At 63.5% G+C, this 13,023-nt stretch carries 13 protein-coding genes and 1 tRNA gene; 5 read left to right on the forward strand and 9 right to left on the reverse strand.

All coding sequences use genetic code 11. From position 1 onward, the window contains the following. Positions 1-42 precede the first annotated feature (42 nt). Entirely contained in the window at positions 43-1,731 is a 1,689-nt protein-coding gene (locus JQ600_RS00845) for an MFS transporter (protein ID WP_212389464.1), read from the forward strand. Between the two features lie 102 nt (positions 1,732-1,833). On the opposite strand, the gene JQ600_RS00850 is transcribed toward JQ600_RS00845, so the two are convergent. Both JQ600_RS00850 and JQ600_RS00855 read right to left on the reverse strand, forming a co-directional pair. Beyond that, a complete protein-coding gene (locus JQ600_RS00850) occupies positions 1,834-2,049 on the reverse strand; it encodes a hypothetical protein (protein ID WP_212389465.1) in 216 nt (71 codons plus the stop codon). A 182-nt stretch (positions 2,050-2,231) separates the two neighbouring features. Further along, positions 2,232-2,510 carry a hypothetical protein gene (locus tag JQ600_RS00855; protein ID WP_212268631.1) on the reverse strand — a complete coding sequence of 93 codons (279 nt, stop codon included), beginning with the start codon at positions 2,508-2,510 and terminating at the stop codon, positions 2,232-2,234. Between the two features lie 211 nt (positions 2,511-2,721). Between JQ600_RS00855 and JQ600_RS00860 the strand changes: the two genes are divergently transcribed. Further along, entirely contained in the window at positions 2,722-3,738 is a 1,017-nt protein-coding gene (locus tag JQ600_RS00860; RefSeq protein WP_212389466.1) for a polysaccharide deacetylase family protein, read from the forward strand. Positions 3,739-3,825: 87 nt separating this feature from the next. On the opposite strand, the gene JQ600_RS00865 is transcribed toward JQ600_RS00860, so the two are convergent. From JQ600_RS00865 to JQ600_RS37160, 3 genes are all read right to left on the reverse strand, one after another. Beyond that, complete coding sequence (locus JQ600_RS00865) at positions 3,826-4,305, reverse strand: hypothetical protein (RefSeq protein ID WP_212389467.1); 480 nt, start codon at positions 4,303-4,305, stop codon at positions 3,826-3,828. 126 nt (positions 4,306-4,431) lie between these two features. After that, the gene (locus JQ600_RS00870) at positions 4,432-5,172 is read right to left on the reverse strand and encodes a hypothetical protein (RefSeq protein ID WP_212466497.1); all 741 of its coding nucleotides are present in this window, start codon (positions 5,170-5,172) and stop codon (positions 4,432-4,434) included. A gap of 28 nt (positions 5,173-5,200) precedes the next feature. Beyond that, positions 5,201-5,323 (reverse strand): hypothetical protein, encoded by a 123-nt coding sequence (locus JQ600_RS37160; RefSeq protein WP_283813455.1) that lies wholly within the window; start codon positions 5,321-5,323, stop codon positions 5,201-5,203. 315 nt (positions 5,324-5,638) lie between these two features. Here JQ600_RS37160 and JQ600_RS00875 point away from each other — a divergent pair, with 315 nt between their 5' ends. After that, positions 5,639-5,806, forward strand: a complete 168-nt coding sequence (locus JQ600_RS00875) for a hypothetical protein (protein ID WP_212268623.1) — start codon at positions 5,639-5,641, stop codon at positions 5,804-5,806. A 74-nt stretch (positions 5,807-5,880) separates the two neighbouring features. Further along, on the forward strand, positions 5,881-7,563 hold the full coding sequence (locus tag JQ600_RS00880; RefSeq protein WP_212489631.1) for a hypothetical protein: 1,683 nt from the start codon (positions 5,881-5,883) through the stop codon (positions 7,561-7,563). A 181-nt stretch (positions 7,564-7,744) separates the two neighbouring features. Here the strand turns inward: JQ600_RS00880 and JQ600_RS00885 are convergent. The 4 genes from JQ600_RS00885 to JQ600_RS00900 all read right to left on the reverse strand — a co-directional run bounded on the left by JQ600_RS00885 (position 7,745) and on the right by JQ600_RS00900 (position 11,744). Then, a tRNA-Thr gene (locus JQ600_RS00885) sits at positions 7,745-7,820 on the reverse strand. Positions 7,821-7,915: 95 nt separating this feature from the next. Next, positions 7,916-9,682 carry a heme biosynthesis protein HemY gene (locus JQ600_RS00890; protein ID WP_212489632.1) on the reverse strand — a complete coding sequence of 589 codons (1,767 nt, stop codon included), beginning with the start codon at positions 9,680-9,682 and terminating at the stop codon, positions 7,916-7,918. A gap of 8 nt (positions 9,683-9,690) precedes the next feature. After that, positions 9,691-10,944 carry a COG4223 family protein gene (locus tag JQ600_RS00895; protein ID WP_212389470.1) on the reverse strand — a complete coding sequence of 418 codons (1,254 nt, stop codon included), beginning with the start codon at positions 10,942-10,944 and terminating at the stop codon, positions 9,691-9,693. A gap of 53 nt (positions 10,945-10,997) precedes the next feature. Further along, positions 10,998-11,744 carry a uroporphyrinogen-III synthase gene (locus JQ600_RS00900; RefSeq protein WP_212268605.1) on the reverse strand — a complete coding sequence of 249 codons (747 nt, stop codon included), beginning with the start codon at positions 11,742-11,744 and terminating at the stop codon, positions 10,998-11,000. Between the two features lie 204 nt (positions 11,745-11,948). On the opposite strand from JQ600_RS00900, the gene tsaD reads away from it, so the two are divergent. Beyond that, positions 11,949-13,022, forward strand: a complete 1,074-nt coding sequence (gene tsaD, locus JQ600_RS00905) for a tRNA (adenosine(37)-N6)-threonylcarbamoyltransferase complex transferase subunit TsaD (protein ID WP_212389506.1) — start codon at positions 11,949-11,951, stop codon at positions 13,020-13,022. The last annotated feature ends 1 nt before the right edge of the window (position 13,023 follow it).

Here is a 13,023-nt window from a genome sequence, read left to right on the forward strand (position 1 = left end):
AAATGGAATCAAACCGGTGACAGGGGACAGGCGGAACGGACCATGACCGACCAGCCGAAGCGCTCGCGTTTTGCCGCCGACAGCATCGCAGCGCCGCTACGGCACGCGGTGTTCCGCCGGATATGGCTCGCCAGCCTGGTGTCCAATCTCGGCCTGTTGATCCAGGGCGTCGGCGCGGCCTGGGCGATGACGCAGATGACGTCCTCGGCCGACAAGGTCGCATTGGTGCAAACCGCGCTGATGCTCCCCATCATGCTGATCTCGATGCCGGCCGGCGCCATCGCCGACATGCACGACCGGCGCGTCGTGGCGCTGGTCTCGCTGTCGATCGCACTGGTCGGCGCCACCGCGCTGACCGTGCTGGCGTGGTTCAACCTCGTCACCCCGAATGTGCTGCTGGCGCTGTGCTTCATCGTCGGCTGCGGCATGGCGTTGTTCGGGCCGGCCTGGCAGGCCTCGGTCAGCGAGCAGGTGCCGGCGGAAACGTTGCCGCAGGCCGTCGCGCTCAACGGCATCAGCTATAACATCGCGCGAAGCTTTGGACCGGCGGTCGGCGGCATCGTGGTCGCGACCGCGGGTGCGGTCGCGGCGTTCGCGGTCAACGCGGTGCTCTATCTGCCGCTGATGGTCGTGCTGTTTCTGTGGAACCGCACCCATGAGCCGTCGCGCCTGCCGCGCGAGCGTCTCAACCGCGCGATGGTCTCCGGCGTGCGCTATATCGCCAACTCGCCGTCGATCCGCATCGTGCTGATACGAACATTGGTCACCGGACTGATCGGCGGTTCGGTCTCTGCGCTGATGCCGCTGGTGGCGCGCGATCTGCTGCATGGCGGCGCGCAAACCTACGGCATCATGTTAGGCGCCTTCGGCATGGGCGCCGTTATCGGGGCGCTCAACATCACGGAAGTGCGCAAGCGGCTGAGCGGCGAAGCCGCGGTGCGCGCCTGCGCGATATCGATGGCCGGCGCGATTGCCGCGGTGGCGTTCAGCAAGAACGCAGCGCTGACCGCAGCGGCCCTCGTACTCGCCGGCGGCGTGTGGATGCTGGCGGTCGCCCTGTTCAACATCGGCGTGCAGCTCTCGGCGCCGCGCTGGGTCGCGGGCCGCTCGCTGGCAGCCTTCCAGGCGGCGATCGCCGGCGGCATCGCGGTCGGAAGCTGGGGCTGGGGCCATCTGACGGACTACGCCGGCGTCGAGGCCGCATTGCTGGTCTCCGCAGGCCTGATGCTGGTTTCGCCTGTTCTCGGCATTTGGCTGCGCATGCCGCCGGTCGGCGCGCGCAACGAGGCTGCCACCGAAGTGCTGGCCGATCCCGAAGTGCGGCTGTCGCTGACCGGACGCAGCGGACCGCTGGTGGTTGAGATCGAATATCGCGTGGCGCAGGACAACGCCCGGCTGTTCCACAATGTGATGCAGGAAGTGCAGCTGAGCCGCCAGCGCAACGGCGCCTATGGCTGGTCGATCGCGCGCGACATCGCCGATCCCGAATTGTGGACCGAACGCTATCACTGCCCGACCTGGCTGGATTATCTGCGCCAGCGCAACCGCGCGACGCAATCCGAACGCGCGCTGCACCAGCGCGCGATCGACTTCCACCTCGGACCCGAGCCGATCCGCGTGCGCCGCATGCTGGAGCGACCGTTCGGATCGGTGCGCTGGAAGGAAGATACGCCCGACCGCGCGGCCAACGAGGTGTTGCCGGTCGCGACCGTGGCGGGCAGCAGTACGTAGATATCTCACCATCGTCATTCCGGGGCATCGCGGAGCGATGAACCCGGAATCTCGAGATTCCGGGCTCGTGCTTCGCACGCCCCGGAATGACGGAGAGACTAACTACCGCCCGTGGCTCGCCAGCGTTTGCTGACAGCCCTTGCTGATACGGGTGCGGTTCTGCTGCAGGCACGCCAGCACGACCATGTCGCCGTCATTCATCTGGGCGCGGCAAAACCGCGAGACGTCGCGGGCGCAGGCGTCATGGCCCGGCTGCTGTTGCGCCGAAGCCATTGAGGTCATCAGAACCAAGGGAATAACGAAAAGAAATCTGATCATCTTAGTTGCCTTCACACACAGCAATAAACGATCCCCGCCTTCTATCGCGTTTTCAGGCGAAAGCCAGCCCGGACCTAGTCCGGCAAAGACGGTTTGGTGCAGGAAGTCAGCGGCCGGGAAACGAAAAAAACGCCTGCGTCGCATCGACGCAAGCGTTTTTCGAGAGCCGAGGCGGAATGGGATTATTGCGCGGCGACCTTGCTGGACTTCTGCGCGGCGAAATCGCGGTCCATCACCGCGCGGCAACCGCTGGAGAGATTGCCGCGATTCTTGACCATGCAGGCGGTGATCTTCGGAATGTTCGGGATTTCGGAGCTGCAGAGGCGGAAGGCATCGCCCGTGCACTGCGAGCGGGCTTCTTCGCTGAAGGCGTAGCCCGCGGTCGAGGTAACAGCGGAAAGCGAAGCGGCAACGGCGAGCGCAATGCTGACGTTGCGAACGGTGGTGAAGAAAGCGGTCATTTTCGGCTCCCATTGGCGCCGCGGATGCGGGGCCCCTTGTTGATGACCGCACCATGCACCCGGGTTCCCGCACCCGCTGTGACGTTCGTCACACAGAGATAAGCCCCTAATTTTCCAGAACTCCCGGCGCCGCGTTGGGGAGGCGTTAAGACCTTATTGGCATTAATGGCCCGTTGCGTTGTGTCCCTTGCGTTATGTGGAAAGTGTAGCGATGCGTAATGCGTTAGGCCTGATGCTGGCCACTGTTGTTTCGGCGGCTGTGATCGCCGGTGTTTGGTTCTGGACCTCCTCGCCGCGTGCCGATGCGGCCCCTCAAACTGTCGCCGCCCGCAAGGCCGAGCCGTTGCCGGCCGCCGCCAAGTCGAAGGATGACGTCGAGGTAACGGCGTCGCTCACGAAGCCGGCCCCGCCGCCCGCACCTGCTGCGCCTGTGGCCGCAAAACCGGTTTGCGCCAATCCCGATGCGCTCGGCGTCAGCCGCACCGTCATTATCGACACCACGGGCGGACCGGGTTTCGGTTTCCTGCAATACAAGCAATTCGACTTCCTGACCGAGAAAGAGGTCGTGCTGACCTTCGACGACGGTCCGTGGCCGACCACGCCTGCGGTGCTGAAGGCGCTGGCGGACGAATGCACCAAGGCGGTGTTCTTCCCGGTCGGCAAGCACACCACCTATCACCCGGAAATCCTCCGCCAGGTTTTCGTAGCCGGCCACACCGTCGGCTCGCACACCTGGTCGCACGCGCATCTCGACAGCAAGAAGATGACGGAAGCGCAGGCCAAGGAAGAGATCGAGAAGGGCTTCAGCGCCGTGAAGATGGCGATCGGCGCTGCACCCGCGCCGTTCTTCCGCTTCCCCGGGCTCGGACACACCCAACCCACGCTGGCCTATCTCGGCACGCGAAACATCTCGATGTTCTCGGTCGACGTCGATTCCAACGACTTCAAATCGAGCGGTCCCGACCAGGTCATCCAGAACGTCATGACCAAGCTCGACAAGCAGGGCAAAGGCGTCATCCTGATGCACGATCTGCAGAAGCACACGGCGACCGCGCTGCCGACGCTGCTGCGCCGCCTCAAGGCCGGCGGCTACAAGGTCGTGCTGATGAAGGCCAAGGTGCAGCTTGAGACCTTGGCCGAGTATGATGCGATGCTGGTCAAGGACCTCAAGGTCCCGACCGTCGCCAGCCGCCCGATCGCCAGCGTGGTGCAGACGGCTCAGGAGTAAGGCGATCGCGGCAGCGCCGCCAACGCAATCATCCCAAGCAGCAACGCGCCCCCGGATTGATCCGGGGGCGCATCTTGTTTTCTCGGATTACCAGTAGATGCCGTGCCGACGCAGTTCGTTGATGATGCGCGCTTCGTTCCAGTAACGCTTCTTCCGGGGCTTATCGTAGCGCGGACCATCGTCATACGGCCGACGCGAGTCCGAGTATCGGGGGTCGTCCTTGTATTTCGGCTCATCCCGATATCGCGGTTCGTCCTTATACCGTGGTTCTTCCTTGTATCGCGGCTCGTCCCTGTAGCGTTCGGGCTTGGGTTCGACGATCGCCGGACGCTCGACATATTTCGGAGCCTCGGTCTTCGGCGCGTCCGCCTTTGGCGCTTCGGCTGCTTGCGCGACTTCCGCAACGCGCGGGGCTTCGGCGGTCTGCGAAATTGTGTTTGCCTTGGGGGCGGGTGCCGGGGCGGTCGTCTGCAGGCCGCTTCCGGCCAGCGAGAGGCTCCGGTTATCCCCTCCTTGCGCGGTGGCAGACGCCAAAACGAACCCTGCGATCAGAATGAGTTTGCGCATGATGTGTCTCCCGTTTTTGGTGGCGGGAAAACTAGGCGAGGACCGCGGATCGTTATGTGAGATAGGTCACGTAAGGGCGTGTACGATGGGCGGGGTGCCGGCATTCGAACCCGTGGGCGCACAACACTAGCGGGGCCGTGCTGCGCCGTCGGCCAGTTCCAGGGGATCTTGAGCGGCCTCAAAACGGGGAATGATGTCGGCGGGAAGTGCAACCAGCTTTGCTGCACGGTTGATGGACGATCCAAATACGGTGGCTGCCGCGACGTGCTTTGCCAGTTGCGTGTAGTCGTTCCAAATCAAATAGAACATCAGTGGTGGCTGCTCTCCATTATCAAGCAATTGGCTGGCGCGTTCGCCGGCTCCCTCGGTGAGCCACCATTGGTGCGCCAACGTGACAATCCTTCGAAAATTACGAATCGTGCCGGACTGCTTGCCGGGGTGAACGCCGGACAATTGAGCGCAATGTGTCAGCCAATTGAGGCCAGCTAAAATAGCGATCGCAAAATCGGTCGTCGCAGTTCCGGTGAAATCGATCACGGTCTCGTCGTGAGGGCGCTGAAACAGATAAGCGTTCATCATCTCGATCTGGCGGTCCGCACCGGTCAGCAACTCGAATTGCGGGCTTGGCACCATCGTCACATATCGCATCGCTTCGAGCCGGGTGTGATCCCAAACCGAGCTGATATCGCCATCCAGATCCGAAAGCGCCCGCTTGCAGGCCGGATAGATCAGTTTGCCGTTATCGGCATCATCGAGGTATCGCGGAACGCGGCTGCGTATTTCTTCAAGGATCGCGTGCGGTCCGCCAACGCGCCCCGTGTCGGCGGACTTCGTCGAAGGCTTTTTCGATTTCCACCAGTCAAACACTGCCTTGCCCTCTGGCCAGGCGAAGAAATCAGGAGCAAAGCCAGATAATAGCGACCGCCATTGGCAAGCCCAAGACCAGGGCAACGGCAATTGTCGATGTGAATGCGGAAAGCAAATTTACCCCCAGTTGCACCTTGCCCGGTTCAGACATGGCTCTACTCCACGGTTCGGAAAGGCAAAAAGCCGGTCACCGGGACAGCGGAGACGGCTTCTCGCCGCACACTCGTTTCCAGAAGGGACGACGCAGGGTGCGCCGACATGGTTAATGGAGGGTTAACGGCGCGGGATGGGCACGGAAAATGCCGGCACGGCCACCTCGGGGCTGAGAACAGCGGGCACCATCGCTGGAACGTAGTCGGCTACAGAACCAGCTGTTACCTGGGGAACAGCGCGCCGATTCACCTTCAAGCATTCTCCCAATCACAGGACGCGAACGGTCGCGCCCGACCCAACATGAGCGAGAGCCATGAACACGCAAACCCAGCAGATTGCCGCCCCTGACGTGCTGACCGATGAAGCGCTTGCAGCCGTGTACGGCGGCGCGAAGCAGCAAGTTACGAAAGCGGAATATGAGCGCATCCTTGCCAAGATGATCGCTGACAGTAAGCCCAAAACTTTTTTTGGATTGTTCTAGATAGATCTCGAGCCCTGAGGTTGGCGGAATGATCTTGGTACTCCGCAAGACGCCTCGGACCCGTCGGAAAGCTGGTGCCGCAAACAGGACTCGAACCTGTTACCCCGTCATTGCTTGGGATGGTGCAGCAGTTCGTCTATCCGTGGATACTCATTGGATTGACGTTATGCACGCGTAAGGGCTTCGCATTGGTCGGATGGCTTGTCACGATTGCCTCGACCTTGAATCTTTGCACCGCTGGCTATCCATACTTCATAATCTACGCCCTATTTCTAATCGGACCCTACTTGTTGATCGTGAGCTACGGCCCGACGCGAGGTGTCATCTCCTTGAACGAAGGAGTTCCAGGAGGGGGATTTCTCAAAAATCTGGTGGTGGGTACCTCCGCCCTGACAATTGGCGGTCTGGCAAGCTTGCCTTGGCTGTTGGAAGTGCGCCAGATCTTGAGCTTTACCGCCGCGCGCTCAACTGCTGACTATGACTTCGCCACCAAATACTCTTACTCGCCACTTCAGACTCTCGGTGCCTACGTCTTCCCGCCCGTGGGAAATCCAGAGGGGTGGGTCTATTTCGGTACGCTCAGCCTCTTCATCATTTCATTCTTCGTTGTGATTGTGCTGCACAGGCCCAAGACGCGAAGCGAGGACTTTTGGCTCATTGTACTCAGCGCATGCTGGATCGCGACCGTAACTGGCATGACACTCGGGCGGTATTCATATTTGTTTGACATGGTCTGGAGCACATTTCCTTTTCTGCAAGGTCTGCGAATTTGGGGCCGCCTGAATATCGTATTGCTTCCGGTCTTCGCGCTCCTTCTTGCTCGCGCTTGGCAAGTCTTCGAAACACAGCTGATTTCGCCAAGCGATCTATCTCGGTCGTGTAAGTTCGCTCTGTATTCATTCATGGCACTCGTGGTCGCAGTTCAACTCGGCCTTTTGTTCGGTGCAACGTTTGATTACTACTGGCTCCATTATGCCGTAGCTCAGCTTGGGCCCGCTTGGTGGTACCCGCTCATGGGCGTCGTTTCTGCGCTGACGATGGCATTCTTCATGTCTACAGCCGTTCGCCGCAAAATCTCCATACGGCCAGCGGCATTCTTGATTGTTTGCGTCGGCGTTATCACCGTTGATATTTGGCCGGAGTCCAGCACGCAGTGGGCAGCTCGTTATCCCGACCGATACAGCACCCGCGTAACGCACCCTATCGCGGATCAGGTCTCCGCCGGATTTACCGCTCCACGTCGGAGTGTTTATGGAGCAATTTGGCCGGAGTATCTCCCATCGTTTAACCTCGGAGTCGTCTCCGCTTGGTACAGTGAGGGTTATGTCCGCTTTTATAATCGTTACTTCAATGGGGATGCTAGCGTACGGCCGGACCTGCCGGCGGAGGAACGCGCGGCGCTAGAAACTTTCCTCGGCATCCGTGATGGCTCAAGGCTGTTCTTGACCCGAACTCTCGACCACCCCACTATCGCCAGCTTCCTGGCTGATGCGCGTGAAGTGGAGCAGAGCAGCCGCATAACTGTTGAGCGCTATGATGGGACCGAACTCCGCGTCCGCATCACCGCAGGCGAGCCGCTGATCTTAAGCTTTGTTGACAATTGGCTCCCTGGCTGGAACGCGACTGTGAACGACAAGCGAAGGACTATCGAACTATTGTTCGGAACCTTCAAAGCCTTACGTGTCGATCCAGGGGAAAATGAAGTTCGGTTCACATATCGTCCGGAGATGTTGAAGTATTTCTCGGCGACCCCTTAGCTTCGTTTTCATCTATCTCGGCAACACAGTGCCCGAATTGCTTGTCTGTCAGTCATAGCTTCTTCGCGAAAGTCGCTTTCGGGGTAGGAGACTTACTCGTCGGATATTTTGACCGGAATCTGCAGTGGTCTTCCCGTTACTCCGAAATACGCTCGGGTCCGCTTTCGCCCATTAGGCGAAGTGGTGCCGCAAACAGGACTCGAACCTGTGACCCCGTCATTACGAATGACGTGCTCTACCAACTGAGCTATTGCGGCGGACCAGACGCAGCGTTCGACAACTGGGCCGAAAACGCGTGCCACCTGATATCGGGCAGCGCCCGCCTTGGCAAGAAAAACGCAAGCCCCCGGGCCTACTCCCCGCCCCAGCGTGACAAAAATCCCCGCCAGCCGCCGGCCTGGGCCTTGGGCGGGCCGATTTGCTGGGCGAATTCGTCCGGAGGGCCGTCCTCGTCGATTCCCGGGTCATCCGGCGCCCGAACAATGGGAATCACGGCCGGAATCGGCGCCGGAACCGCCTTCGGAATGTCCTGGCGGGCGCGAAACAGCGGCGCGGCAACGGCGGGCGCGGGTTGGGCGGGCGCCGGTGCGGGTGACGGCTCAGGCTCTGCGGCTGGGGTCGGTTCCGGTTCGACGCTGGCGGCCGGCGGCGCGTTGTCCTGGGCGGCCGCAGCTGCGGGCGCGACAACAGGCTCGGGCGCGACGGGGGCTGCCGGTTCCGCCGGCTCGCTTTCGACCGGGGCTGGAGCCGGCGGCTCGAGCACGACCGCGCGGCGCGGCGTCGCCAGCATCGCCTCTTCGAACGGCGAGGATTCGATGGCGGGGCCCTTGTCGGACGGCAAGGCCGCGACCGGGGTCTGCCACTGGAAGGCGTCGAGGCGGCCGGTGACCGGCGAGACCGGCCGCCAGCGATCGCTGACATAGCCATCCGCGGTCCAGGCCGGATCGTGCAGCGCGCGCACCGCGCGCAAGGTCCACGCCCGCGCCCGGCCGCTGTCGCCATGTTCGGTGCGCTCGATCTCCGCCATAAGCAGCGCCACGCGCTGCGTCGGCGCTGTGATGAACGGCGCCAGCGCTTCGCGCGCTTTCGTAAATTCGGAGGCGTCGATCGCGGCGCGCGCGATCGCGAGCGCGCCCTCGATATGGCCGGGCGCTTTGGCCGCAAGCGTTTCGACGCGCACCAGCCGCTGGCGCGCGGAATCGCCGAGCTTCACATGGGCATAGGCATCGGCGAGATCAGGATGCGGCTGCGCCAGCCACGCGGTTTCGACCAGGCGCATCGAACGCCGCACCTGATGTGCCTCGCTTTCAAACTTGCTCGCGAGCACCGCGGCCGGCACCAGCGTCGGCGCCAGCTTGACCGCCTCCATCACGCTCTGACGCGCGAGATCGCGATCGACCTTCTCGAGCTCGAGCGCGCGTGCCGTCAGCAACACGCCGCGGTGACGGCGATAGGTCGCCTTGTCGATCAGCCCCGAGGACTGGTTGTTGTCGAGAATGCGGAGCGCGCCGGTCCAGTCGCTCTTGGCGCAGCAGAACCCGAGCACGGCATGCGACGCCCATGACGAAGACGGCGACAGTTTCAGCGCTTCCTCGGCGACCATCACGGCGGCGACGGGATCATCCGCGCGCTGCGCCTCGATGAACAGGCCGCGCAGGCCGAGCAGCCGCGTATCCGCGCGCTCGGCCATGGCGTGGAAGGCGCGCTGCGCGCCTTCGCGATCGCCATCGAGCTGCGCCGATTGCGCTTCCAGCAGCAGCGCCAGCGGATCCTCTGCCGCATGGCGGCGCGCGACGTCTGCATGCGCGCGGGCGGCGGTGGAATCGCCGTGACCGATCGCGAGTAATCCTTGCGTGATCGCATGGCGGCCGCGGGCGTGGCGCTTCTCGCGCCGATTACGACGCAGACGCGTCGGCGTGCGCCACAATCCGCGCAGGATCGCCCAGATCAACATGGCCGCGACGATGACAATGCCGAGCCCCAGCACGAATACCGGCAGCGTGGTCGCGATCTTCAGATTGCCCGACGACAGCACGACCTCGCCGGTCTGTTCGGCAACCCAGGCCGCGCCGGCTGCACCAAACGCGATCAACAGCAGAAACAGAATGATCCGGACCATCGGATTCCTTATTGCGCTGGTTTGGAGAGCACGGCCATGGCGTCGGCCGCAAATTGACGGGAGGCGGCCAGCGCGGCATCGCGCGCGTCGGCCTTGTCGAGCCAGGCTTGCGCCAAGGCACGATCGGCCGGCGCCAGCGTTTTCAGTTCGCGTCGCGCTTCATTGGCATCGTTGCGCAACGCCGCCGCGGTCGCCCGCGCTACCACCGCGCCGCGGTCATTGCCTGCGGTATCGGTGCGTTCGATGCGGACCAGTTTGGCGGCGCCGGCCTGCAACCGCTCGACGATGCCCGAACCAGTCGTGGCGGTGTCCTGCGGCAACGCCGGCGACAATTTCGGCACCAGCGTCAGCAATTCGCCCGAGAGCTTGCCGGCGCTCGGCACGCCCGTTGCCGCGAACGGCTCGAGCGCCTTCAGCGCTTCGGCGTTGGGCGCCAGCGCTTTCGCGGTGGTCAGCGCCGCCGGATAGGGATCGCCGGTTCGAACGAGAACATCGAGCAACGCCGCCGCCACCACGCGGCGCAGCGGCAGATCGTCGGCAGGTTTCGTATCGACCGGCTTGTCGGCGATCTTGCTGCCTTGCTGCGCGATCTCCGCGGCCTGCGCCTGCATGGCGGTTTCGATCTTCGCGATTTGTTCGTTGATCCCGGAGAGATCGGGTGCGGGTGCGCCGTCGGCGCGCGGCGCGGATTTCACCTCGTTAAGCGCGGAGGCAAGTTTTTCGTTCTGCGTGCGCGCGGTTGTGAGTTCGCCGCGCAGCGCGGCGAGCGATTTTTCCAGCGTATCAATCCGCGCCAGGGAAGCGGGATCGGCGACCGGCGCGGCGGGCTTGCTGGTTTTGGTTTCGAGTCCCGCGACGCGGGCGGTAAGGCCGTCGATCGCAGCAGCACTAGGCTGCGGCGCGGGAGGCGCTGCCGCCGGCTGAACGGCGGGCCAGCCCAGCATCCAGCCGACGCCGATCACGAGCGCGGCCGCCACCGCGCCGGAGACGGGTGCAACGATCCAGGGGGAAACCGGCGCCGGCGCAGGCGCCGGTTGCGGCGCCGGTTCCGCCGCAGCCGCCTCGGTTGCAGTCTCGGTCTCGGCCGCCGCAGCCTCAGACGCAGCAGTCTCGGGTGCTGCGGTATCCGACCTCGTTGTATCGCCTGCTTTCGCGGTCTCGCTGGTCACTTCGGTGGCATCGAGATCGATCGTCGGCGGCTCGCGCTTGGGCCGCTCCGATTCGGGCAGTGATCCCTGATTTTCGGGCCTGTCGTCGACCATCGCAGCGGTTCCCTTAGCGTGAGTTTCCCTGAACCTATCAGAATCGGGCGGGGTTAGGCCAATCGGGTCCGCAAAGCACGGCTCAAAGCCTCGAACAAGGCATTTTCGTCGGCCTGGGCGGCCGCCGTGACCTGCGTCGCGCCGGCATCGCGCAAGACGGCGGCAACGGCAGCGGAAATGCAGCATTGTGGCAGCGCCAGCGCCGATATTTCGACGCCGCCCGACCGCGCCGCGTTCAGAAAGGCGCGCGCGCTGCGGCGTGAATAATGCAGCACCGCCTCGACCTGGTTCGCCACGAAAGCGTCACATACTTCCTGCGGCAGGCTGGACGCCGGAATCATCCGGTAGGTCGTGTGCGTCACGACGGTAAATCCCTTCTCGCCCAATTCGCCCGCAAGATCGCGCGCGAGATCGGCGCCGGCCAGATAGAGCAGCGTGCTGGCTTTCTTGAGTTGCTTCGATTTCACAGCTCCCAGCACCAGATCGCGCAACGCACCGGCGTCGCCCCTGGCCGCGATCACCTGGCTGAAACCAGCGTCCCGAGCAGCCGAGGCGGTGTGTTCGCCGACCGCGAAGAGCGGCAATTTCAACAGCCGGCTATCGGCCAGATGCGGCGCGATGGCGCGTAGCGCGTTGGCGCTGGTGACGATGATGGCACCGTAACGGGCATCGGCGTCGTCATGGAACGGCACCGCCTCAAATCGCAGCATCGGCGCCCGAAGCACTTCAAAACCCCTGGCGCGAAGGGCTGTGGCGGTGGCCTCATCGTCCGGATGCGGGCGCGTGACGAGAACGGCCATGCCTCAGACCTCCAAAAATGTCTTGCCGCAACCCTTGGCACAACCCTTGGCGCAAGAAAAAGCCTTGGCGTAAGAAAAAGCCTTGGCTCAAAAAATTTCGGCTTTAACCGGCGATTGCACCTAGCGACCTCGTAATGCTACCGGGTTACGGAAGCGTTGTTTTGACCTGATACGCAAGGGATCAAATTGGATAACGACACGCCGATGCTGGTGCTGGGTATCGAGACCACCTGCGACGAGACCGCGGCAGCGGTGATCGAGCGGGCGAGCGACGGCAGCGGCCGGATCCTGTCCAATATCGTGCGCTCGCAGACCGACGAGCACGCTCGCTTCGGCGGCGTGGTGCCGGAGATCGCGGCGCGCGCCCATGTCGATCTGCTCGACGGCATTGTCGATAGCGCGATGAAAGAGGCCGGAATCGGCTTCGCGCAATTGTCGGCGGTCGCGGCCGCCGCGGGTCCCGGCCTGATCGGCGGGGTAATCGTCGGCCTCACCACCGCAAAGGCGATCGCGATGGTGCACGACACGCCGCTGATCGCGGTCAACCATCTCGAGGCCCACGCGCTGACGCCGCGGCTTACTTGCGCGCTGGCGTTTCCCTATTGCCTGTTCCTTGCCTCGGGTGGTCACACCCAGATCGTCGCGGTCGTCGGCGTCGGCAAATATGTCCGGCTCGGCACCACCGTCGACGACGCCATGGGCGAAGCCTTCGACAAGGTCGCAAAGATGCTGTCGCTGCCTTATCCCGGCGGACCGGAGGTCGAGCGCGCGGCCACCGGCGGCGATCCAAAGCGATTTGCGTTTCCGCGCCCGATGCTCGGGCGGCCGGATGCGAATTTCTCGCTGTCGGGACTGAAGACCGCCGTACGCAACGAGGCCAGCCGGATGATGCCGTTGGAGCCGCAGGATGTCAGCGATCTCTGCGCCAGTTTCCAGGCCGCGGTGCTGGAATCCACCGCCGATCGATTGAGCGTCGGCCTGCGGCTGTTCCACGAGCAGTTCGGTCCGCCCCGCGCGCTGGTCGCGGCCGGCGGCGTCGCCGCCAATCACGCGATCCGCGACGCCCTGCAGGATGTGGCGGCGAAAGCGCAGACCACGCTGATCATTCCGCCGCCGGCGCTCTGCACGGATAATGGCGCGATGATCGCCTGGGCCGGCGCCGAGCGGATGGCGCTCGGGCTGACCGATACGATGGATGCGCCGCCCCGCGCGCGCTGGCTGCTCGATGCCAATGCCGCCGCACCGGCGGGCTACGCCAACACCAGGGCGGGATTTTAGC

The sequence above is a fragment of the Bradyrhizobium sp. AUGA SZCCT0176 genome, assembly GCF_018130145.1.
GTDB lineage: Bacteria > Pseudomonadota > Alphaproteobacteria > Rhizobiales > Xanthobacteraceae > Bradyrhizobium.